General features: G+C 53.3%; 17 protein-coding genes. 15 read left to right on the top strand and 2 right to left on the bottom strand.

Features of this window, described 5'->3' with window-relative positions:
- Positions 1 to 13 precede the first annotated feature (13 nt).
- Complete coding sequence (locus tag QMN38_RS04895; protein ID WP_137384162.1) at positions 14 to 1,846, top strand: SLC13 family permease; 1,833 nt, start codon at positions 14 to 16, stop codon at positions 1,844 to 1,846.
- A 156-nt stretch (positions 1,847 to 2,002) separates the two neighbouring features.
- Here QMN38_RS04895 and yfbR read toward each other — a convergent pair whose 3' ends face one another.
- Positions 2,003 to 2,602 (bottom strand): 5'-deoxynucleotidase, encoded by a 600-nt coding sequence (yfbR, locus tag QMN38_RS04900; RefSeq protein WP_137384161.1) that lies wholly within the window; start codon positions 2,600 to 2,602, stop codon positions 2,003 to 2,005.
- An 83-nt stretch (positions 2,603 to 2,685) separates the two neighbouring features.
- A complete protein-coding gene (alaA, locus tag QMN38_RS04905; RefSeq protein WP_005129483.1) occupies positions 2,686 to 3,903 on the bottom strand; it encodes an alanine transaminase AlaA in 1,218 nt (405 codons plus the stop codon).
- Positions 3,904 to 4,827: 924 nt separating this feature from the next.
- On the opposite strand from alaA, the gene lrhA reads away from it, so the two are divergent.
- From lrhA to nuoN, 14 genes are all read left to right on the top strand, one after another.
- Complete coding sequence (gene lrhA, locus QMN38_RS04910; protein ID WP_271440146.1) at positions 4,828 to 5,766, top strand: transcriptional regulator LrhA; 939 nt, start codon at positions 4,828 to 4,830, stop codon at positions 5,764 to 5,766.
- Between the two features lie 626 nt (positions 5,767 to 6,392).
- The gene (gene nuoA / locus QMN38_RS04915) at positions 6,393 to 6,836 is read left to right on the top strand and encodes an NADH-quinone oxidoreductase subunit NuoA (RefSeq protein ID WP_040230134.1); all 444 of its coding nucleotides are present in this window, start codon (positions 6,393 to 6,395) and stop codon (positions 6,834 to 6,836) included.
- Between the two features lie 15 nt (positions 6,837 to 6,851).
- Positions 6,852 to 7,514 carry an NADH-quinone oxidoreductase subunit NuoB gene (nuoB, locus tag QMN38_RS04920; protein WP_003028075.1) on the top strand — a complete coding sequence of 221 codons (663 nt, stop codon included), beginning with the start codon at positions 6,852 to 6,854 and terminating at the stop codon, positions 7,512 to 7,514.
- Positions 7,515 to 7,725: 211 nt separating this feature from the next.
- The gene (nuoC, locus tag QMN38_RS04925) at positions 7,726 to 9,528 is read left to right on the top strand and encodes an NADH-quinone oxidoreductase subunit C/D (RefSeq protein ID WP_137384160.1); all 1,803 of its coding nucleotides are present in this window, start codon (positions 7,726 to 7,728) and stop codon (positions 9,526 to 9,528) included.
- Positions 9,529 to 9,530: 2 nt separating this feature from the next.
- Positions 9,531 to 10,031, top strand: coding sequence for an NADH-quinone oxidoreductase subunit NuoE (gene nuoE, locus QMN38_RS04930; protein WP_006683660.1), 501 nt, complete (start codon positions 9,531 to 9,533; stop codon positions 10,029 to 10,031).
- Entirely contained in the window at positions 10,028 to 11,365 is a 1,338-nt protein-coding gene (gene nuoF, locus QMN38_RS04935) for an NADH-quinone oxidoreductase subunit NuoF (protein ID WP_202038192.1), read from the top strand. The genes nuoE and nuoF overlap by 4 nt, the downstream gene beginning before the upstream one ends.
- 80 nt (positions 11,366 to 11,445) lie before the next feature.
- Positions 11,446 to 14,172 (top strand): NADH-quinone oxidoreductase subunit NuoG, encoded by a 2,727-nt coding sequence (nuoG, locus tag QMN38_RS04940; protein WP_271455131.1) that lies wholly within the window; start codon positions 11,446 to 11,448, stop codon positions 14,170 to 14,172.
- Complete coding sequence (gene nuoH, locus QMN38_RS04945; RefSeq protein WP_003028063.1) at positions 14,169 to 15,146, top strand: NADH-quinone oxidoreductase subunit NuoH; 978 nt, start codon at positions 14,169 to 14,171, stop codon at positions 15,144 to 15,146. Before nuoG ends, nuoH begins: the two co-directional genes overlap by 4 nt.
- Positions 15,147 to 15,160: 14 nt before the next feature.
- A complete protein-coding gene (gene nuoI / locus QMN38_RS04950; protein WP_005129470.1) occupies positions 15,161 to 15,703 on the top strand; it encodes an NADH-quinone oxidoreductase subunit NuoI in 543 nt (180 codons plus the stop codon).
- Between the two features lie 11 nt (positions 15,704 to 15,714).
- Positions 15,715 to 16,269, top strand: a complete 555-nt coding sequence (nuoJ, locus tag QMN38_RS04955) for an NADH-quinone oxidoreductase subunit J (RefSeq protein WP_003028059.1) — start codon at positions 15,715 to 15,717, stop codon at positions 16,267 to 16,269.
- The gene (nuoK, locus tag QMN38_RS04960) at positions 16,266 to 16,568 is read left to right on the top strand and encodes an NADH-quinone oxidoreductase subunit NuoK (protein WP_006683663.1); all 303 of its coding nucleotides are present in this window, start codon (positions 16,266 to 16,268) and stop codon (positions 16,566 to 16,568) included. The genes nuoJ and nuoK overlap by 4 nt, the downstream gene beginning before the upstream one ends.
- Positions 16,565 to 18,406 (top strand): NADH-quinone oxidoreductase subunit L, encoded by a 1,842-nt coding sequence (nuoL, locus tag QMN38_RS04965; RefSeq protein WP_323604632.1) that lies wholly within the window; start codon positions 16,565 to 16,567, stop codon positions 18,404 to 18,406. The genes nuoK and nuoL overlap by 4 nt, the downstream gene beginning before the upstream one ends.
- 251 nt (positions 18,407 to 18,657) lie before the next feature.
- On the top strand, positions 18,658 to 20,187 hold the full coding sequence (gene nuoM / locus QMN38_RS04970; protein WP_005129465.1) for an NADH-quinone oxidoreductase subunit M: 1,530 nt from the start codon (positions 18,658 to 18,660) through the stop codon (positions 20,185 to 20,187).
- A gap of 6 nt (positions 20,188 to 20,193) precedes the next feature.
- Positions 20,194 to 21,651, top strand: a complete 1,458-nt coding sequence (nuoN, locus tag QMN38_RS04975; RefSeq protein WP_003027689.1) for an NADH-quinone oxidoreductase subunit NuoN — start codon at positions 20,194 to 20,196, stop codon at positions 21,649 to 21,651.
- Positions 21,652 to 21,671: the final 20 nt, after the last annotated feature.

Raw genomic sequence — 21,671 nt, forward strand, 5'->3', positions numbered from 1 at the left:
ACAAGGATATGTTGTGAACGGTGAATTGATATGGGTTCTCTCATTGTTGGCGATTGCCGTCGTTTTGTTTGCCACTGGCAGAGTGCGTATGGATGCAGTTGCTCTGTTGGTCATCATTGCCTTTGTTCTGAGTGGAACACTGAGCATCTCAGAGGCATTTTCTGGTTTCAGCGATCCTAACGTTATTTTGATAGCGGCCTTATTTATCATTGGGGACGGCCTGGTGCGTACCGGAGTGGCAACGGTGATGGGGGCCTGGCTGGTGAAGGTTGCCGGTAGTAGTGAAGTCAAGATGCTGGTTTTGCTGATGATCACCGTCGCCGGGCTCGGCGCTTTTATGAGTTCCACCGGTGTAGTCGCGATTTTTATTCCTGTTGTTTTAAGCGTATCTATGCGCATGCAAACCTCTCCCTCACGCCTGATGATGCCGCTTAGCTTCGCGGGGCTTATCAGCGGCATGATGACGCTGGTGGCGACGCCACCGAACCTGGTCGTCAACAGTGAGTTACTGCGCGAAGGACTAAACGGTTTCAGTTTTTTCAGCGTGACTCCGTTGGGGCTGGTTGTTCTGGTGCTCGGCATTATTTACATGCTGTTGATGCGTTTTATGCTCAAGGGTGAGGACTCCGGGCAGCAGGGGGATGGCTGGAAACGCCGGACCTTTCGCGATCTTATCAAAGAGTATCGTCTGACGGGGCGCGCCCGCCGCCTGGCGATTCGTCCAGGCTCGCCGATGATTGGCCAGCGTCTTGACGACCTGAAGCTGCGTGAGCGCTATGGGGCAAACGTTATTGGTGTTGAACGCTGGCGTCGCTTTCGGCGCGTGATTGTGGACGTTAATGGGGTTTCTGAGTTCCGTGCCCGCGACGTTTTGCTCATTGATATGTCCGCGGCCGATGTCGATCTGCGCGAATTCTGCAGTGAACAATTGCTGGAGCCGATGGTGTTGCGCGGCGAGTATTTTTCCGAACAGGCGCTCGATGTGGGGATGGCTGAGATTTCGTTGATCCCTGAATCAGAACTGATCGGTAAAACGGTACGGGAAATCGCGTTTCGTACACGTTACGGCCTGAACGTCGTCGGGGTGAAGCGTGATGGTACGGCGATGGACGGCGCGGTGGTGGATGAACCGTTGCTGATGGGCGATATCATTCTGGTGGTGGGTAACTGGAAACTCATCACCGCGCTTGGGAAAAAAGGCCGCGATTTTGTGGTGTTGAACATGCCGGTTGAAGTCAGTGAAGCGTCTCCGGCACACAGTCAGGCACCCCACGCGATTTTTTGCCTGGTTCTGATGGTTGCGTTAATGCTGACGGATGAAATCCCCAATACGGTGGCCGCAATTATCGCCTGCCTGCTGATGGGGAAATTCCGGTGTATTGATGCAGAGAGCGCCTATAAGGCGATCCACTGGCCAAGCATTATCTTGATCGTCGGGATGATGCCTTTCGCGCTGGCTTTACAAAAAACCGGCGGTGTCGATCTGGTGGTAAAAGGACTCATGGACGTCGGTGGGGGATATGGCCCGTACATGATGTTGGGTTGTCTGTTTGTCCTGTGCGCGACCATTGGCTTATTTATCTCGAATACCGCAACAGCAGTGCTGATGGCGCCGATTGCGCTGGCGGCGGCGAAGTCGATGGGGGTTTCGCCGTATCCTTTTGCGATGGTGATTGCAATGGCGGCATCCGCGGCCTTTATGACGCCAGTCTCATCACCCGTCAACACGCTGGTATTGGGGCCGGGTAACTATAGCTTTAGCGACTTCGTGAAAATTGGGGTGCCATTTACGGTGATCGTGATGGCGGTGTGTGTGGTGATGATCCCGATGCTGTTCCCGTTTTGATTTTTATTATGCGCCGGATGGCGGCTACGCCTTATCCGGCCTACGGGATCGTTTAGCGTCTCCAGTCTTGTAGGCCTGATAAGCGTAGCGCCATCAGGCATGATGGCGCACGATGCCGGATCTTATCCGGCCTACAAAGGTAGCGTCGCCACAAACTTACAGCGGTGAATCCTGACTGATTTCATCCAGCGACAGATGGAAGCTTGGGACAAAGACCGCTAAAAAATAGTCCATCTCTTCACTACGCCGTGACTCCAGCGTTTTTTCCAGCCGTGTTTTCGCCAGCAGAAACTCGTTGTTACCGGCCGAAAGCTCTTCCAGACATTTCAGATAGGCGCACAGGGCATCGGCCTGCTTCACAATCGATCTCTCTTCATCGCTGCTGGCGTGCTCATCAATTAATGGCGCAAAGATATCGCGTAATTCATCCGGAACCATATCGACCAGCTTCTGCTGGGCAATTTTCTCAATGGCTTTATATTCCTGAGCAATTTGTGAGTTGAAGTATTTTACCGGGGTAGGGAGGTCGCCGGTCAGTACTTCGGAAGCGTCGTGGTACATCGCCAGTAGCGCGATGCGCTCTGCGTTAACCTGACCACCAAATTTCCGGTTCTTAATCGCGGCCAGTGCATGGGCGACCATGGCGACCTGCAGGCTATGTTCGGAGACGTTTTCGGTGCGTACGTTACGCATCAGCGGCCAGCGGTTGATGAGCTTCAGACGGGATAAGTGGGCAAAAAAGTGGCTCTGCTTCATAACGACCCTTACTCTGTGACTTCAGTAACGGTATTTTGCGCAGAGAGTGCTACCGGATGCAAACCCGGTAGCACTTTGCATGATTACAGCTGGTGATAACCGGACAGGAAACGCTCAAACTTGCTCAGCGACATTTCAATATCATCAATACGCGGTAGCGTGACGATACGGAAGTGATCCGGCCACGGCCAGTTGAATGCAGTGCCCTGGACCAGCAGGACTTTTTCCTGCAGCAGGAAATCGAGTACCATTTTCTGGTCATCGTGAATATTGAAGCGTTTGGCATCAATTTTCGGGAACATATACAGAGCACCGCGCGGTTTCACACAGGAAACGCCCGGAATATCATTAAGTAATTCCCAGGCCCGGTTGCGCTGTTCATACAAACGTCCGCCTGGCATGATAAATTCGCTGATGCTCTGGTATCCACCCAGCGCGGTTTGAATGGCGTGTTGCGCTGGAACGTTGGCGCATAAACGCATGGAGGCCAGCATTTCAAGACCTTCAATATACCCTTTGGCATGTTTCTTCGGTCCGTTCAGTACCATCCAGCCCTGACGGAACCCCGCGACACGGTAAGTTTTTGACAGGCCGTTGAAGGTAATAGTCAGCAGATCCGGGGCCATTGCCGCAATTGAGTGATGCTCGGCATCATCATAGAGAATTTTGTCATAAATCTCGTCAGCAAAGATAATGAGGTTGTTCTGGCGAGCAATCTCAACAATCTCCATCAGCAGCTCTTTGGAGTAGACAGCGCCGGTAGGGTTGTTTGGGTTGATGATGACGATCCCTCGCGTGCGCGGGGTGATTTTTGCCCGAATATCATCAAGGTCCGGGAACCAGTCTGATGATTCATCACACAGGTAGTGCACGGCATTACCGCCAGAGAGCGATACTGCCGCTGTCCACAGCGGGTAATCAGGCGCAGGAACCAGCATTTCGTCCCCACTGTTCAGCAACGCCTGCATCGCCTGAACGATTAATTCAGAAACGCCGTTACCGATATAAATATCCTCCACGGTAACATCGCGCATCCCGCGGGCCTGGTAATGCTGCATGATCGCTTTGCGGGCTGAATAAAGACCTTTTGAATCGCAATACCCTTGTGCGGTAGGTAAATTGCGGATCACATCGACCAGAATTTCATCTGGTGCTTCAAACCCGAATGGCGCAGGGTTGCCGATGTTGAGTTTCAGAACTTTATTGCCTTCTTCTTCCAGGCGCTTTGCTTCCTTCAGAACCGGGCCACGAATGTCATAACAGACATTTTCTAATTTGCTGGATTTTTCAATGGGGGACATGAATCTTGACCTTTTTAGCTGTGAATGCCACTCCCTGCCGTGGAAGTCAGCACAGAACAATGTACTCCCCCGACGGTGAGTTTTGAAGGGTCTTTAGTAGAAGATTTCGAAAGTTGCGAGGTTATAATTAACTGTTAACAACTAAATAATGAAATTAATATGGAATTATAATCTTGATATCTTGTATTTTATGGTTATATGTATCGTTGTGGCAGCTTGGGTATGGTGATTTGTTTGGCGAAAAATAGTGAGATGTGCAAAGCGGTGCGTGGTTGGCAGTATCTGTTGTTTGCGCAATTCGAAAATACTGAGGTCTTAGCCTGACAAACTGTTATCGACCTGATCTGACAACGGCGCGGTGTGAATCTATTGTTAAGTATAATTAATGAATGGTGGCATTCTTAATTAATTATTATTTAATATTTAAACAGTATTTATTGAACGCGTTAATAATACGAAAACCGGCAGTCTGAGTTAACACCTTTTTGCTTCGATTAATTCGCGATAACACTTATAAATATAGTGGTTTTAGGTTAAGATAAGTCCCATGAAATGGCGCGCAACTTGTGTTTTGCGATAATTCCAATGTTAGTTGAGAGTTTCTAACATACTGAAAAGTTAGTTTTTAATGTGTAAATTAGTGTTCGTTAACTATTTTTTAAATTTACAAAGTTTACATGTTCTCCATTAGTCAGAATCATCCAATAGCTAAAAAGTGACTCTTTCTCGTTGCTATATTCCGATGAGTACCACGGGTATTAAATAGCGCTGAAGAGGAATTGTTTCGTTTGTTAAAGCAAATACATCCTTATTTTCACCCGGTTACACTTGGTGAAACGGCGAGGGAGGTCCATTACAAATGGAGTTGTTTGTTTCTGAATGCACAGCATTAACCCGGTATGACCCGCGAGTAAGTGAAAAATTATGATAAATGCAAATCGTCCGATAATTAACCTCGACCTCGATCTGCTGAGAACCTTCGTTGCTGTTGCCGATCTGAATACCTTCGCGGCTGCGGCAGCTGCGGTATGTCGCACTCAGTCTGCGGTGAGTCAGCAAATGCAACGCCTCGAACAACTTGTGGGGAAAGAGTTGTTCGCGCGCCATGGACGTAACAAACTACTGACCGAGCATGGGATTCAGCTGTTGGGTTACGCCAGAAAAATATTGCGTTTTAATGATGAGGCATGCTCATCATTAATGTTTAACAATCTTCAGGGAGTGTTAACTATTGGCGCTTCTGATGAGTCAGCGGATACCATCCTTCCTTTTCTGCTGAACCGGATAAGTTCGGTTTATCCGAAGCTTGCGCTGGATGTCAGAGTGAAACGCAACGCCTACATGGTGGATATGCTGAAGTCACAAGAAGTTGATCTGGTGGTGACGACTAATCGGCCAGGCGATTTCGAGTGTTTGAATCTGCGTACCTCACCGACGCACTGGTATTGTGCGGCCGAATATATTTTACAAAAAGGTGAACCGGTACCGTTGGTGCTGCTGGACGATCCGAGCCCGTTCCGCGATATGGTACTGGCAACACTGAATGCTGCGCAGATCCCGTGGCGTCTGGCCTATGTTGCTTCAACATTAGCGGCTGTGCGTGCGGCGGTGAAGGCGGGGTTGGGCGTGACTGCTCGTCCTGTAGAAATGATGAGCCCTGATTTACGCGTACTGGGCGCGGCGGACGGATTGCCACCGTTGCCGGAAACGGAGTACTTGCTGTGCTGCGACCCTGCCTCACAAAATGAGCTGGCTCAGGTGATCTTTAAGTCGATGCAGACCTATCAAAATCCGTGGCAATACAACCAGTTTACCCCTGAAGGGGGAGACGACTCGCTGATTGTTGAGGGCGACTTCGAGTGATGTACCATAAATAATCGTTATAAAATGTAAGTGCAAAAAAGAGTCGCTGGTGATGAAAAAACATCCAGCGGCTCTTTTTTTATGCAAATAATGGTCGGAGATGCCATTTTGTATACCAAAACTTAACAAAATCAGTAGGTAAAAAAATCACCTGCAAATAGTGCAAAAAATAATCATTCGAGGCGCTGTTCATTCCCATGTTAAAAAACTAGAGAAATTGTTGCTGTTTTTTATGGTGAATTAACAAAAGCGTGTCACAGATCAAGAAAATACTCCCATTTAGGGGGAGGCATCTGTGCGAATTCCTGTCAAAATAGACGTGTATTATCTTTTTTACTTCACAACGGACACGATTCAACAACATTAAAAATGACTGATGATGCGATCGAAATTAGTCTAAAGAGCACTTTATGTTAATGAAGTTGGAACAGTGTAAAATAATGTGAGGAAACTTTTGTTAAAGTTGACAAAAGGTTATAGAAAGGAGTAAAAAACCCCATCAATTGGCTGTATAAATGATTTTCTACAGTGATTGTAAGGTTTTTTTTATTCCTCCCCATGAATCGATGTGGCGTTCATCTGCCGAAAAGAGCAGAGAATTTGGCGCTACTTTTGATGAGTAAGCAATGAGTATGTCAACATCCACTGAAGTCATCGCTCATCACTGGGCATTCGCTATCTTTCTTATTGTCGCCATTGGCCTGTGCTGCCTGATGCTCGTCGGCGGTTGGTTTTTAGGTGGTCGCGCACGCGCGAGATCTAAAAACGTGCCGTTTGAATCAGGTATCGACTCGGTCGGCACCGCCCGCTTGCGCCTGTCTGCCAAGTTTTATCTGGTAGCCATGTTCTTCGTTATCTTCGACGTTGAAGCGCTGTATCTGTTCGCATGGTCAACTTCTATCCGTGAAAGCGGTTGGATTGGCTTTGTGGAAGCTGCAATTTTTATTTTTGTGTTACTGGCAGGTCTGGTTTATCTGGTGCGTATTGGCGCGCTGGACTGGACGCCCGCGCGTTCACGCCGCGAGCGTATGAACCCGGAAACGAACAGTATCGCTAATCGTCAACGCTAACCGCGAGGCATTAAGATGGATTATACGCTCACCCGCATAGATCCTAACGGTGAGAACGACCGTTACCCCCTGCAAAAACAGGAGATCGTAACCGACCCCCTGGAGCAAGAAGTTAACAAAAACGTGTTCATGGGCAAGCTGCATGACATGGTTAACTGGGGCCGTAAAAACTCAATTTGGCCATATAACTTTGGCCTTTCCTGCTGCTACGTAGAGATGGTGACCTCGTTTACCGCCGTGCATGACGTGGCCCGTTTTGGTGCGGAAGTTCTGCGTGCATCACCGCGTCAGGCTGACCTGATGGTCGTAGCCGGAACCTGCTTTACCAAAATGGCCCCGGTTATTCAGCGCCTCTACGATCAGATGCTGGAACCTAAATGGGTTATTTCCATGGGCGCATGCGCCAACTCCGGCGGTATGTACGATATCTACTCGGTAGTGCAGGGCGTTGATAAATTTATTCCGGTAGATGTGTACATCCCGGGATGCCCGCCGCGTCCAGAAGCGTACATGCAGGCACTGATGCTGCTGCAAGACTCCATTGGCAAAGAACGCCGTCCGCTCTCCTGGGTGGTTGGCGATCAGGGCGTTTATCGCGCCAATATGCAGTCAGAACGCGAGCGTAAACGCGGCGAACGTATTGCTGTAACGAATCTTCGTACACCAGACGAGATTTAATTTGCGCCTGTCGGCAGCAACATTGCGCTTCGTGAACTATTAGACATACACAAAATCATTCAAGGTGTATCAAGGCGGCAACTGAGCGAATCCCCTGGAGCTTACATCAGTAAGTGACTGGGGTGAGGGAAGGCAGCCAACACCGAGACAGCTTGAAGGATGAAGTGGATAAACAGCGCGAAGCACTGCCGACTACCACGAACCATTTGCAATGGTGAACAATATGACCGACTTAACCGCGCAAGACGCTGCATGGCAAACACGGGATCACCTCGATGACCCGGTCATTGGCGAACTGCGCAACCGTTTTGGGCCGGATGCCTTTACCGTTCAGGCGACTCGCACCGGGGTACCCGTTGTCTGGGTCAAGCGTGAACAGTTACTCGAAGTTGGCGATTTCTTAAAGAGACTGCCGAAACCTTACGTCATGCTGTTTGACTTACACGGCATGGATGAACGTCTGCGTACGCACCGCGAAGGATTACCTGCCGCGGATTTTTCCGTTTTCTACCACCTGATCTCCATTGAACGCAATCGCGATATCATGCTCAAGGTGGCATTGTCTGAAAACGACCTGCGCGTACCGACCTTCACCAAACTGTTCCCGAACGCCAACTGGTATGAGCGTGAGACCTGGGAAATGTTTGGCATCGATATCGAAGGCCACCCACACCTGACGCGTCTACTGATGCCGCATACCTGGGAAGGCCATCCGCTGCGTAAAGACTATCCTGCGCGTGCGACTGAATTCGATCCGTTTGAGCTGACCAAAGCCAAACAGGATCTGGAAATGGAATCACTGACCTTCAAGCCAGAAGATTGGGGCATGAAGCGTAGCACCGAAAATGAGGACTTCATGTTCCTCAACCTCGGTCCTAACCACCCGTCTTCACACGGTGCGTTCCGTATTGTCCTGCAGCTTGATGGCGAAGAAATCGTCGACTGTGTACCTGACATCGGCTACCACCACCGTGGTGCTGAAAAGATGGGTGAGCGTCAGTCCTGGCACAGCTATATTCCGTACACTGACCGTATTGAATACCTCGGCGGCTGCGTAAACGAAATGCCGTACGTGCTGGCAGTCGAAAAGCTGGCGGGCATTACCGTACCGGATCGCGTGAACGTGATTCGCGTCATGCTCTCCGAACTGTTCCGCATCAACAGCCACCTGCTGTACATCTCCACGTTCATTCAGGACGTCGGCGCAATGACCCCGGTATTCTTCGCCTTTACCGACCGTCAGAAAATCTATGACGTTGTCGAAGCGATCACTGGTTTCCGTATGCACCCGGCCTGGTTCCGTATCGGTGGTGTCGCACACGATCTGCCGCGCGGTTGGGACAAACTGCTGCGTGACTTCCTTGACTGGATGCCGAAGCGTCTGGATTCCTACGAGAAAGCAGCACTGCGTAACACCATCCTGAAAGGTCGTTCTCAGGGCGTTGCCGCATACGGCAAAAAAGAAGCGCTGGACTGGGGCTGTACCGGTGCTGCGCTGCGTGCGACGGGTATTGATTTTGACGTGCGTAAATCACGTCCGTACTCTGGTTATGAGAACTTTGACTTTGAAGTTCCGGTTGGTGGTGGTGTGTCCGACTGCTATACCCGTGTCATGTTGAAAGTTGAAGAGCTGCGCCAGAGTCTGCGCATCCTTGAGCAGTGCCTCAATAATATGCCGGAAGGCCCGTTCAAAGCGGATCACCCGCTGACCACGCCGCCACCGAAAGAGCGCACGCTGCAACATATCGAAACCCTGATCACCCACTTCCTGCAGGTTTCGTGGGGCCCGGTTATGCCGGCGAACGAGTCCTTCCAGATGGTGGAAGCGACCAAGGGTATCAACAGTTACTACCTGACCAGCGATGGCAGCACCATGAGTTACCGTACTCGTATCCGTACCCCGAGTTATGCGCACTTGCAGCAGATCCCGGTAGCAGTACGTGGCAGCCTGGTGTCCGACCTTATCGTCCATCTGGGTAGTATCGATTTTGTTATGTCAGATGTGGACCGCTAATTATGCACGAGAATCAACAACCACAAACCGAGGCTTTTGAGCTGAGTGCGGCTGAGCGTGAAGCGATTGAGCACGAGAAGCACCACTACGAAGACCCGCGTGCGGCGTCCATTGAAGCGCTGAAAATCGTTCAGAAACAGCGTGGTTGGGTGCCGGATGGGGCGATCTACGCGATCGCTGACGTGCTGGGTATCCCGGCAAGCGACGTCGAAGGTGTTGCGACATTCTACAGCCAGATCTTCCGCCAGCCGGTAGGTCGCCACGTGATCCGCTATTGCGACAGCGTCGTGTGCCATATCAATGGCTACCAGGGGATCCAGGCTGCGCTGGAGAAAAAACTCAACATCAAGCCGGGGCAGACGACCTTTGATGGTCGCTTTACGCTGCTGCCGACCTGTTGCCTGGGGAACTGCGACAAGGGGCCGAACATGATGATCGATGACGATACCCATGCTCACTTAACCCCGGAAGGCATTCCTGAACTGTTGGAGCGGTATAAATGAAAGACATTATCCGTACTCCCGAAACACATCCGCTGACCTGGCGTCTGCGCGATGATAAACAGCCAGTCTGGTTGGACGAATACCGTAGCAAGAACGGTTATGAAGGTGCGCGTAAGGCCCTGACCGGGCTGTCACCGGATGAAATCGTCAACCAGGTAAAAGACGCTGGCCTGAAAGGGCGCGGCGGCGCAGGTTTTTCCACCGGTCTGAAGTGGAGCCTGATGCCGAAAGACGAATCCATGAACATCCGTTACCTGCTGTGTAACGCCGATGAAATGGAGCCGGGCACCTATAAAGACCGCCTGCTGATGGAACAGCTGCCGCACCTGCTGGTAGAAGGTATGTTGATCTCCGCGTTTGCGCTGAAAGCGTACCGTGGTTACATCTTCCTGCGCGGTGAGTATATCGAAGCGGCTGTGCATCTGCGCCGCGCGATTGCCGAAGCGACCGAAGCCGGTCTGCTTGGTAAAAACATCATGGGCACCGGTTTCGATTTCGAACTGTTCGTGCACACCGGGGCAGGGCGTTACATCTGCGGTGAAGAAACTGCACTGATTAACTCCCTCGAAGGTCGCCGCGCGAACCCGCGCTCCAAGCCGCCGTTCCCGGCAAGCTCTGGTGCATGGGGTAAACCGACCTGCGTGAACAACGTCGAAACCCTGTGTAACGTACCGGCTATCCTCGCCAACGGCGTGGAGTGGTACCAGAACATTTCGAAGAGCAAAGACGCGGGCACCAAACTGATGGGCTTCTCTGGTCGCGTGAAGAATCCGGGCCTGTGGGAGCTGCCATTTGGCACGACTGCGCGTGAAATCCTCGAAGATTACGCGGGCGGCATGCGCGATGGCCTGAAGTTCAAAGCCTGGCAGCCGGGCGGAGCGGGAACCGACTTCCTCACTGAGGCACATCTCGACTTGCCGATGGAATTCGAAAGCATCGGTAAAGCAGGTAGCCGTCTGGGTACCGCGCTGGCGATGGCGGTTGACCACGAGATTGGCATGGTACCGCTGGTGCGCAACCTCGAAGAGTTCTTCGCCCGCGAGTCCTGCGGCTGGTGTACGCCGTGCCGTGACGGTCTGCCGTGGAGTGTGAAAATTCTGCGTGCGCTGGAGCGTGGAGAAGGCCAGCCTGGGGATATCGAGACACTTGAGCAACTGTGTCGTTTCCTCGGCCCGGGTAAAACCTTCTGTGCACACGCACCGGGCGCGGTTGAACCGCTGCAGAGCGCCATTAAATATTTCCGCGAAGAATTCGAAGCTGGCATTAAGCAGACTTTCAGCAATACCCACGTGATTAGTGGTATTCAGCCGAACCTGCTGAAAGAGCGCTGGTGATTACAGGGATAACCCTGTGTCGCGATAAGAAATTCGATTAACGCTCGGTTATGACCGAGCCAACTGGAAGCATGCTGACTATGGCTACGATTCATGTAGACGGCAAAGAATATGAGGTCAACGGAGCGGACAACCTGCTGGAAGCTTGTCTGTCTCTCGGCCTTGATATTCCATACTTTTGCTGGCACCCGGCGCTTGGGAGCGTCGGTGCTTGCCGCCAGTGTGCGGTGAAGCAATATCAAAACGCGGAAGATACGCGTGGTCGCCTGGTGATGTCATGTATGACACCGGCTACCGAAGGCACCTTTATTTCTATCGACGACGAAGAAGCGAAGCAATTCCGTGAAAGCGTGGTGGAATGGTTGATGACTAACCACCCACACGACTGTCCGGTCTGTGAAGAGGGCGGTAACTGCCACCTTCAGGATATGACGGTAATGACCGGTCATAGCTTCCGTCGCTACCGCTTTACTAAGCGTACTCACCGCAATCAGGATCTGGGGCCATTCATCTCTCACGAAATGAACCGCTGCATCGCCTGCTACCGCTGCGTGCGTTACTACAAAGATTATGCGGACGGCGCGGATCTGGGCGTGTATGGCGCACATGACAACGTCTATTTCGGTCGCCCGGAAGACGGCACGCTCGAAAGCGAATTCTCCGGTAACCTGGTAGAAATCTGCCCGACCGGTGTGTTCACTGATAAAACGCACTCCGAGCGTTATAACCGTAAATGGGATATGCAGTTTGCGCCGAGCATCTGCCAGCAGTGTTCCATTGGTTGTAACACCAGCCCAGGTGAGCGTTACGGCGAGTTGCGTCGTATCGAAAACCGCTACAACGGTACCGTAAACCACTACTTCCTCTGTGACCGTGGTCGTTTTGGCTATGGTTACGTGAACCTGAAAGACAGGCCGCGTCAGCCGGTACAGCGTCGTGGTGATGACCTGATCACCCTGAACGCTGAGCAGGCGATGCAGGGGGCGGCAGATATTCTGCGTCAGTCGAAGAAAGTGATCGGTATCGGCTCCCCGCGTGCCAGCGTTGAAAGCAACTTCGCGCTGCGTGAACTGGTGGGTGCGGATAACTTCTATACCGGTATCGCCCAGGGTGAGCAGGAACGTCTGCAACTGGCGCTGAGTGTGCTGCGTGACGGCGGTATTCATACCCCGGCACTGCGTGAAATCGAATCTTACGACGCGGTTCTGGTGCTGGGCGAAGATGTGACCCAGACCGGGGCACGTGTTGCGCTGGCTGTGCGTCAGGCGGTGAAGGGGAAAGCGCGTGAAATGGCAGCGGCACAGAAAGTGGCCGACTGGCAGATCGCCGCAATCCTAAACATTGGCCAGCGAGCCAAACATCCGCTGTTCGTGACCAACGTCGATAACACCCGTCTGGATGATATCGCGGCATGGACCTACCGTGCGCCGGTTGAAGATCAGGCGCGTTTAGGTTTTGCTATCGCCCATGCGCTGGATAACAACGCACCGGCAGTTGACGGCATCGACCGTGACCTGCAGAACAAAATTGACGTTATCGTTCAGGCACTGGCCGGGGCGAAGAAACCGCTGATTATTTCCGGTACTAACGCCGGTAGCGCCGAAGTGATTCAGGCTGCTGCCAACGTGGCGAAGGCGCTAAAAGGCCGTGGCGCAGATGTTGGCATCACCATGATTGCCCGCTCTGTTAACAGCATGGGCCTGGGCATGATTGGCGGTGGTTCCCTTGACGATGCGCTGACTGAACTGGAAACAGGTCGTGCTGACGCCGTTGTGGTGCTGGAAAACGATTTGCATCGCCATGCTTCAGCGACTCGCGTAAATGCTGCGCTGGCTAAAGCGCCGCTGGTATTGGTCGTTGACCATCAGCGTACAGCAATCATGGAAAATGCCCATCTGGTGCTTTCCGCCGCTAGCTTTGCCGAAAGCGACGGTACGGTTATCAACAACGAAGGCCGTGCACAGCGTTTCTTCCAGGTCTATGACCCGTCCTATTACGACAGCAACACCATCATGCTGGAAAGCTGGCGCTGGCTGCATTCGCTGCACAGCACCGTACAGAGCCGTGAAGTGGACTGGACGCAGCTCGACCACGTTATCGATGCGGTCGTTGAGAAGCTGCCGCAGCTGGCGGGTATTAAAGATGCCGCACCGGATGCCAGCTTCCGTATTCGTGGGCAGAAACTGGCGCGTGAGCCGCACCGTTACAGTGGTCGTACGGCCATGCGCGCTAACATCAGTGTGCACGAGCCGCGCCAGCCGCAGGATAAAGACACCATGTTCGCCTTCTCGATGGAAGGGAACAACCAGCCGTCTGCACCGCGTTCACAAATTCCGTTTGCCTGGGCACCAGGCTGGAACTCCCCACAAGCGTGGAACAAGTTCCAGGATGAAGTGGGCGGTAAACTGCGTCATGGCGATCCGGGCGTGCGTCTGATTGAAGCATCTGAAGGTGGCCTGGATTACTTCACTACCATTCCGGACAGCTTCAAGGCTCAGGATGGTCAGTGGCGTATCGCACCGTACTACCATCTGTTTGGTAGTGATGAAATGTCCCAGCGTGCACCGGTCTTCCAGACCCGCATGCCGCAGCCGTACATCAAACTCAACCCGGCAGATGCCGCGAAGTTGGGTGTCAATGCCGGCACACGCGTTTCTTTCAGCTACGATGGCAACACGGTCACGCTGCCGGTTGAAATCGCTGAAGGCTTAACGGCAGGGCAGGTTGGTTTGCCGATGGGCATGCCTGGCATCGCGCCGGTTCTGGCAGGTGCGCGTCTTGAGGATCTGCAGGAGGCACAACAATGAGTTGGATTACACCCGATCTGATTGAGATCCTGCTGAGCATTCTCAAAGCGGTGGTGATCCTGCTGGTGGTGGTCACCTGCGGGGCATTCATGAGCTTTGGTGAACGTCGTCTGCTGGGTCTGTTCCAGAACCGTTACGGACCGAACCGTGTGGGCTGGGGTGGTTCACTCCAGCTGGTTGCGGATATGATCAAGATGTTCTTTAAAGAAGACTGGATCCCGAAATTCTCGGATCGCGTCATCTTTACTCTGGCACCGATGATCGCCTTCACCTCGCTGCTGCTGGCCTTTGCTATTGTGCCAGTGAGTCCGAACTGGGTGGTTGCTGACCTGAACATCGGGATCTTGTTCTTCCTGATGATGGCAGGCCTCGCGGTCTACGCGGTGCTGTTCGCCGGTTGGTCGAGCAACAACAAATACTCGCTGCTCGGTGCGATGCGTGCGTCTGCGCAGACGCTGAGCTACGAAGTGTTCCTCGGATTGTCCCTGATGGGTGTGGTGGCGCAGGCCGGTTCATTTAACATGACCGACATCGTCAATAACCAGGCCGATATCTGGAACGTTATTCCGCAGTTCTTTGGTTTTGTCACCTTTGCCATCGCGGGCGTAGCGGTGTGTCACCGTCACCCGTTTGACCAGCCAGAAGCCGAGCAGGAACTGGCCGATGGTTACCACATTGAATATTCCGGCATGAAATTCGGTCTGTTCTTTGTGGGCGAGTACATCGGTATCGTCACCATTTCCGCGCTGATGGTTACCTTGTTCTTCGGTGGCTGGCATGGCCCGTTCTTACCGCCATTCGTCTGGTTCGCGCTGAAAACCGCGTTCTTCATGATGATGTTCATTTTGATTCGTGCGTCGTTACCGCGTCCTCGTTATGACCAGGTAATGTCCTTCGGCTGGAAAGTCTGTCTGCCGCTGACGCTCGTCAACTTGCTGGTAACGGCGGCTGTCATTCTCTGGCAGGCGCAATAAGGGACACAAAGACCATGACCTTAAAAGAATTGTTAGTAGGCTTCGGCACCCAGGTACGTAGTATCTGGATGATCGGCCTGCATGCGTTCGCAAAACGCGAAACGCAGATGTACCCGGAAGAGCCGGTCTATCTACCGCCCCGTTTTCGTGGTCGTATCGTACTGACCCGTGATCCAGACGGTGAAGAGCGCTGCGTTGCCTGTAACTTGTGTGCGGTAGCGTGTCCGGTTGGCTGTATCTCTTTGCAAAAAGCAGAGACCAAAGATGGCCGCTGGTATCCGGAGTTTTTCCGCATTAACTTCTCACGCTGCATTTTCTGTGGTCTGTGCGAAGAAGCCTGTCCGACAACGGCTATTCAGCTGACTCCAGATTTCGAGCTGGGTGAATACAAGCGCCAGGACCTGGTTTACGAGAAAGAGGATCTGCTGATCTCCGGTCCGGGCAAATACCCGGAATATAACTTCTACCGGATGGCAGGTATGGCAATCGACGGCAAAGATAAAGGCGAAGCAGAGAACGAAGCTAAGCCTATCGACGTCAAGAGCCTGTTACCGTAAGGAGAGGGGCAATGGAGTTCGCTTTTTATATCTGTGGCCTGATAGCCATTCTCGCAACCTTGCGGGTGATCACCCACACCAATCCGGTACACGCACTGCTGTACCTGATTATTTCGCTGCTGGCGATTTCTGGGGTGTTCTTCTCGTTAGGCGCTTACTTCGCCGGTGCGCTGGAAATTATCGTCTACGCGGGTGCCATCATGGTGCTGTTCGTATTCGTGGTGATGATGCTCAACCTCGGTGGTTCTGAAATCGAACAGGAACGTCAGTGGCTGAAACCGCAGGTGTGGATTGGCCCGGCGATTTTGTCGGCCATCATGCTGGTGGTGATTGTGTATGCCATCCTGGGTGTTAACGATCAGGGCATTGACGGTACGCCAATCAGCGCGAAAGCAGTCGGCATTTCCCTGTTTGGACCTTATGTTCTGGCGGTTGAACTGGCTTCGATGCTGCTGTTGGCGGGTCTGGTTGTGGCCTTCCACGTTGGTCGCGAAGAGCGTTCCGGTGAAGTGCTGAGCAATCGCACTGATGACCGCGCGAAAAGAAAAACGGAGGAGCACGCATGATCCCCTTACAACATGGACTGATCCTCGCGGCTGTCTTATTCGTACTGGGTTTAACTGGTCTGGTTATCCGCCGCAATCTGCTGTTTATGCTGATTGGGCTGGAAATCATGATTAATGCCTCCGCGCTGGCCTTCGTGGTCGCCGGGAGCTACTGGGGCCAGACCGATGGTCAGGTGATGTACATTCTTGCCATCAGCCTCGCGGCTGCTGAAGCGAGCATTGGACTTGCACTGTTGCTGCAACTTCATCGTCGTCGCCAGAACCTGAACATCGATTCAGTAAGTGAGATGCGTGGATGAACATGCTTGCCTTAACCATTATTCTGCCATTTATTGGCTTTGTATTACTGGCGTTCTCTCGCGGTCGTTGGTCAGAGAATCTGTCCGCAACCGTGGGCGTCGGGTCGATTGGCCTGGCGGCGCTGGTGACCGCGTTTGTTGGTGTTGACTTCTTTGCCAATGGTCAACAGGCCTACAGCCAGCCGCTGTGGACGTGGATGTCGGTCGGCGACTTCAACATCGGTTTTAACCTGGTGTTGGACGGCCTGTCGCTGACTATGCTCTCGGTGGTGACCGGCGTCGGTTTCCTGATCCACATGTTCGCCTCCTGGTATATGCGCGGAGAAGAGGGCTACTCTCGTTTCTTCGCCTACACCAACCTGTTTATCGCCAGCATGGTGGTTCTGGTACTGGCGGATAACCTGTTGCTGATGTATCTCGGCTGGGAAGGCGTGGGCCTGTGCTCCTATCTGCTGATCGGTTTCTATTATACCGATCCGAAGAATGGCGCTGCGGCAATGAAAGCCTTCGTGGTAACCCGTGTCGGTGACGTGTTCCTCGCCTTCGCGCTGTTCATCCTCTACAACGAGCTGGGCACGCTGAACTTCCGCGAAATGGTGGAACTGGCGCCTGCGCACTTTGCAGACGGTAACAACATGCTGATGTGGGCAACCCTGATGCTGCTGGGCGGTGCGGTGGGTAAATCTGCGCAGCTGCCGTTGCAGACCTGGCTTGCTGATGCGATGGCCGGCCCGACGCCTGTCTCCGCGTTGATCCACGCCGCGACGATGGTTACCGCCGGTGTCTACCTGATTGCACGTACCCATGGCCTGTTCCTGATGACGCCTGAAATCCTGCACCTGGTGGGGATTATCGGTGCCGTCACTCTGGTACTGGCGGGTTTTGCTGCGCTGGTACAGACCGACATCAAACGCGTTCTTGCGTACTCCACCATGAGCCAGATTGGTTATATGTTCCTGGCTCTCGGCGTACAAGCGTGGGATGCGGCTATTTTCCACCTGATGACGCATGCCTTCTTTAAAGCGCTGCTGTTCCTGGCATCCGGCTCGGTTATCCTGGCCTGCCATCACGAACAGAATATCTTCAAGATGGGCGGCCTGCGTAAGTCTATTCCGCTGGTGTATCTCTGCTTCCTGATTGGTGGCGCGGCGCTGTCGGCTCTGCCGCTGATTACCGCAGGCTTCTTCAGTAAGGATGAGATTCTGGCCGGTGCGATGGCGAACGGTCATATCAATCTGATGGTTGCAGGTCTGGTCGGTGCGTTCATGACCTCTCTGTACACCTTCCGTATGATTTTCATCGTGTTCCACGGTAAAGAACAAATTCACGCTCACGCAGGGAAGGGGATTACCCATCATCTGCCGCTGATTGTGCTGATGATCCTGTCCACCTTCGTTGGTGCGCTGATTGTGCCGCCGCTGCAGGGTGTTCTGCCTGCAACGACCGAGCTGCCGCATGGTCGTGTCATGACGCTGGAAATTACCTCCGGTATCGTAGCAATTGCAGGCATCTTGATCGCAGCATGGTTGTGGCTGGGTAAACGTACGCTGGTGACGTCGATTGCCAACAGTGCGCCAGGCCGTCTGCTGGGGACTTGGTGGTATAACGCCTGGGGCTTTGACTGGCTGTACGACAAAGTGTTCGTTAAGCCGTTCCTCGGCATCGCCTGGCTGCTGAAACGCGATCCGCTGAACGCAATGATGAACATCCCGGCTATCCTTTCCCGCTTTGCAGGTAAAGGCCTGCTGTTAAGCGAGAACGGCTATCTGCGCTGGTATGTAGCATCAATGAGCATTGGCGCTGTCGTTGTACTGGCACTGTTGATGGTACTGCGTTGAGTTTGTTGGCTGGATGAACGATTGCCGGATGGCGCTTCGCTTATCCGGCCTACAAACCCAAAAATAATTTTTAGAATTCGTTGAAAATCTGTTCCTGAAGTACAGGCGTCATCGGCGAAGTCAGACCGAATACCGCCAGCGCAGAGCAACCGGAGCGTACTGAAGTACGTGAGGATTGCGAGCACTGCCGGGATTTGGGCTGACGAGTGAGACAGCCTGAGCAGGAGTAAATATAAGGGACATACTTAGCTATGTTATTACCCTGGTTGATATTAATCCCCTTTATCGGTGGCTTCCTGTGCTGGCAGACCGAACGCTTTGGCGTGAAGGTGCCGCGCTGGATAGCGCTGATTACCATGGGACTGACGCTGGCGCTTGGCCTGCAACTGTGGTTGCAGGGTGGCTATTCACTGACGCAATCCGCTGGCATTCCGCAGTGGCAGTCTGAGTTTATCCTGCCGTGGATCCCGCGTTTCGGCATCTCTATTCACTTAGCAATCGACGGTTTATCGCTGCTGATGGTAGTGCTGACCGGTCTGCTCGGTGTTCTGGCGGTACTGTGCTCCTGGAATGAAATCGAAAAATACCAGGGCTTCTTCCACCTGAACCTGATGTGGATTCTGGGCGGCGTTATCGGCGTGTTCCTTGCCATCGACATGTTCCTGTTCTTCTTCTTCTGGGAAATGATGCTGGTGCCGATGTACTTCCTGATCGCGTTGTGGGGGCATAAAGCCTCTGACGGTAAAACGCGTATCACGGCGGCGACCAAGTTCTTCATTTATACCCAGGCGAGTGGTCTGGTGATGTTGATTGCCATCCTGGCGCTGGTGTTTGTGCACTATAAAGCGACCGGCGTGTGGACCTTCAACTATGAAGAGCTGCTGAATACCCCGATGTCCCACGGTGTGGAATATCTGCTGATGCTGGGCTTCTTCATCGCGTTTGCGGTGAAAATGCCGGTGGTTCCGCTGCATGGCTGGTTGCCAGATGCGCACTCCCAGGCACCGACCGCAGGTTCCGTTGACCTGGCGGGGATCTTGTTGAAAACGGCGGCTTACGGTCTGCTGCGCTTCTCTCTGCCGCTGTTCCCGAACGCGTCGGCTGAGTTTGCACCTATCGCAATGTGGCTCGGCGTTATCGGTATCTTCTACGGCGCGTGGATGGCCTTTAATCAGTACGATATCAAACGTCTGATCGCTTACACCTCCGTATCGCACATGGGCTTCGTACTGATTGCTATCTACACCGGCAGCCAGCTGGCGTACCAGGGTGCGGTTATCCAGATGATCGCTCACGGTCTGTCCGCAGCCGGCCTGTTCATTCTGTGTGGACAGTTGTACGAACGTCTGCACACGCGTGATATGCGTATGATGGGCGGCCTGTGGGGCAAAATGAAATGGTTGCCTGCACTGTCCATGTTCTTCGCCGTTTGTACGCTGGGTATGCCGGGTACAGGTAACTTTGTTGGCGAATTCATGATTCTGTTCGGCAGCTACCAGGTGGTTCCGGTCATTACGGTGATCTCAACCTTTGGTCTGGTGTTTGCTTCTGTGTACTCGCTGGCGATGCTGCATCGCGCTTACTTTGGTAAGGCGAAAAGCCAGATTGCCAGTGTTGAACTGCCAGGGATGTCGCTGCGTGAGCTGTTTATCATCCTGTTGCTGGTTGTGCTTCTGGTACTGCTTGGCTTCTATCCGCAGCCGATTCTGGATACCTCGCATTCTGCGATGAGCAACATCCAGCAGTGGTTTGTTAATTCCGTTACTACTACAAGGCCGTAAATCGCCATGACAATAACTCCACAACACCTGATTGCGCTGCTACCGCTGCTGATCGTCGGCTTGACGGTGGTGGTTGTGATGCTCTCCATTGCGTGGCGACGCAATCACTTCCTCAATGCCACGCTGTCGGTCATTGGGCTTAACGCCGCGCTGGTTTCGCTCTGGTTTGTTGGCCAGGCGGGCGCCATGGACGTCACCCCGCTGATGCGGGTTGACGGTTTCGCTATGCTCTACACCGGACTGGTGCTGCTGGCGAGCCTTGCCACCTGTACCTTCGCTTACCCGTGGCTGGAAGGCTACGACGACAACCGGGAAGAGTTCTACCTGCTGGTGCTGATTGCCGCGCTGGGTGGAATTCTGCTCGCCAATGCTAACCATCTGGCGGCGCTGTTCCTCGGTATCGAACTGATCTCTTTGCCGCTGTTTGGCCTGGTCGGTTATGCCTTCCGTCAGAAGCGTTCACTGGAAGCCAGTATCAAGTACACCATCCTGTCTGCCGCAGCGTCTTCCTTCCTGCTGTTTGGTATGGCGCTGGTGTACGCACAGTCCGGCAACCTGTCGTTCGTTGCACTTGGTAAGAGCCTCGGTGACGGCATGCTGCATGAGCCGCTGCTGCTGGCGGGCTTCGGTCTGATGATCGTGGGCCTCGGCTTTAAACTCTCGCTGGTTCCGTTCCACCTGTGGACGCCAGACGTATACCAGGGTGCTCCGGCCCCGGTTTCCACCTTCCTGGCGACGGCGAGCAAAATCGCTATCTTCGGCGTGGTGATGCGTCTGTTCCTGTATGCGCCGGTTGGCGACAGCGAAGCGGTACGTATCGTGCTGGGCGTGATTGCCTTTGCTTCCATCATCTTCGGTAACCTGATGGCGCTGAGCCAGACCAATATCAAACGTCTGCTCGGTTACTCTTCTATCTCTCACCTCGGCTACCTGCTGGTGGCGCTGATTGCTCTGCAGAGCGGCGAGATGTCGATGGAAGCGGTTGGCGTTTACCTGGCCGGTTATCTGTTCAGCAGCCTCGGCGCGTTCGGTGTGGTCAGCCTGATGTCCAGCCCGTACCGTGGTCCGGATGCAGATTCTCTGTTCTCCTACCGTGGTCTGTTCTGGCATCGTCCGATCCTCGCGGCAGTGATGACGGTGATGATGCTGTCTCTGGCGGGTATCCCGATGACGCTGGGCTTTATCGGTAAGTTCTACGTACTGGCCGTCGGTGTGCAGGCTAACCTGTGGTGGCTGGTTGCCGCTGTGGTGGTCGGCTCCGCGATTGGTTTGTACTACTACCTGCGCGTTGCTGTGAGCCTGTATCTGAGCGCACCGCAGCAACTGAACCGCGATGCACCGTCTAACTGGCAGTACAGCGCGGGCGGTATCGTGGTGCTGATCTCTGCACTGCTGGTGCTGGTGCTGGGTATCTACCCACAACCGCTGATCAGCATCGTGCAGCTGGCGACGCCGCTGATGTAAGCGATACGCTGAAACGAAAA

Source organism: Citrobacter sp. R-1.5.2 (assembly GCF_035064245.1).
In the GTDB taxonomy this organism is placed as follows: domain Bacteria; phylum Pseudomonadota; class Gammaproteobacteria; order Enterobacterales; family Enterobacteriaceae; genus Citrobacter.

Bases quoted from the DNA above. Each gene is read 5' to 3' on its own strand.
- nuoB (WP_003028075.1), top strand. From the start codon at position 6,852: ATGGATTATACGCTCACCCGCATAGATCCTAACGGTGAGAACGACCGT.
- nuoH (WP_003028063.1), top strand. From the start codon at position 14,169: ATGAGTTGGATTACACCCGATCTGATTGAGATCCTGCTGAGCATTCTC.
- nuoL (WP_323604632.1), top strand. From the start codon at position 16,565: ATGAACATGCTTGCCTTAACCATTATTCTGCCATTTATTGGCTTTGTA.
- nuoE (WP_006683660.1), top strand. From the start codon at position 9,531: ATGCACGAGAATCAACAACCACAAACCGAGGCTTTTGAGCTGAGTGCG.
- yfbR (WP_137384161.1), bottom strand. From the start codon at position 2,602: ATGAAGCAGAGCCACTTTTTTGCCCACTTATCCCGTCTGAAGCTCATC.
- nuoG (WP_271455131.1), top strand. From the start codon at position 11,446: ATGGCTACGATTCATGTAGACGGCAAAGAATATGAGGTCAACGGAGCG.
- nuoJ (WP_003028059.1), top strand. From the start codon at position 15,715: ATGGAGTTCGCTTTTTATATCTGTGGCCTGATAGCCATTCTCGCAACC.
- nuoC (WP_137384160.1), top strand. From the start codon at position 7,726: ATGGTGAACAATATGACCGACTTAACCGCGCAAGACGCTGCATGGCAA.
- nuoM (WP_005129465.1), top strand. From the start codon at position 18,658: ATGTTATTACCCTGGTTGATATTAATCCCCTTTATCGGTGGCTTCCTG.
- nuoF (WP_202038192.1), top strand. From the start codon at position 10,028: ATGAAAGACATTATCCGTACTCCCGAAACACATCCGCTGACCTGGCGT.
- nuoN (WP_003027689.1), top strand. From the start codon at position 20,194: ATGACAATAACTCCACAACACCTGATTGCGCTGCTACCGCTGCTGATC.
- alaA (WP_005129483.1), bottom strand. From the start codon at position 3,903: ATGTCCCCCATTGAAAAATCCAGCAAATTAGAAAATGTCTGTTATGAC.
- nuoA (WP_040230134.1), top strand. From the start codon at position 6,393: ATGAGTATGTCAACATCCACTGAAGTCATCGCTCATCACTGGGCATTC.
- lrhA (WP_271440146.1), top strand. From the start codon at position 4,828: ATGATAAATGCAAATCGTCCGATAATTAACCTCGACCTCGATCTGCTG.
- nuoI (WP_005129470.1), top strand. From the start codon at position 15,161: ATGACCTTAAAAGAATTGTTAGTAGGCTTCGGCACCCAGGTACGTAGT.
- nuoK (WP_006683663.1), top strand. From the start codon at position 16,266: ATGATCCCCTTACAACATGGACTGATCCTCGCGGCTGTCTTATTCGTA.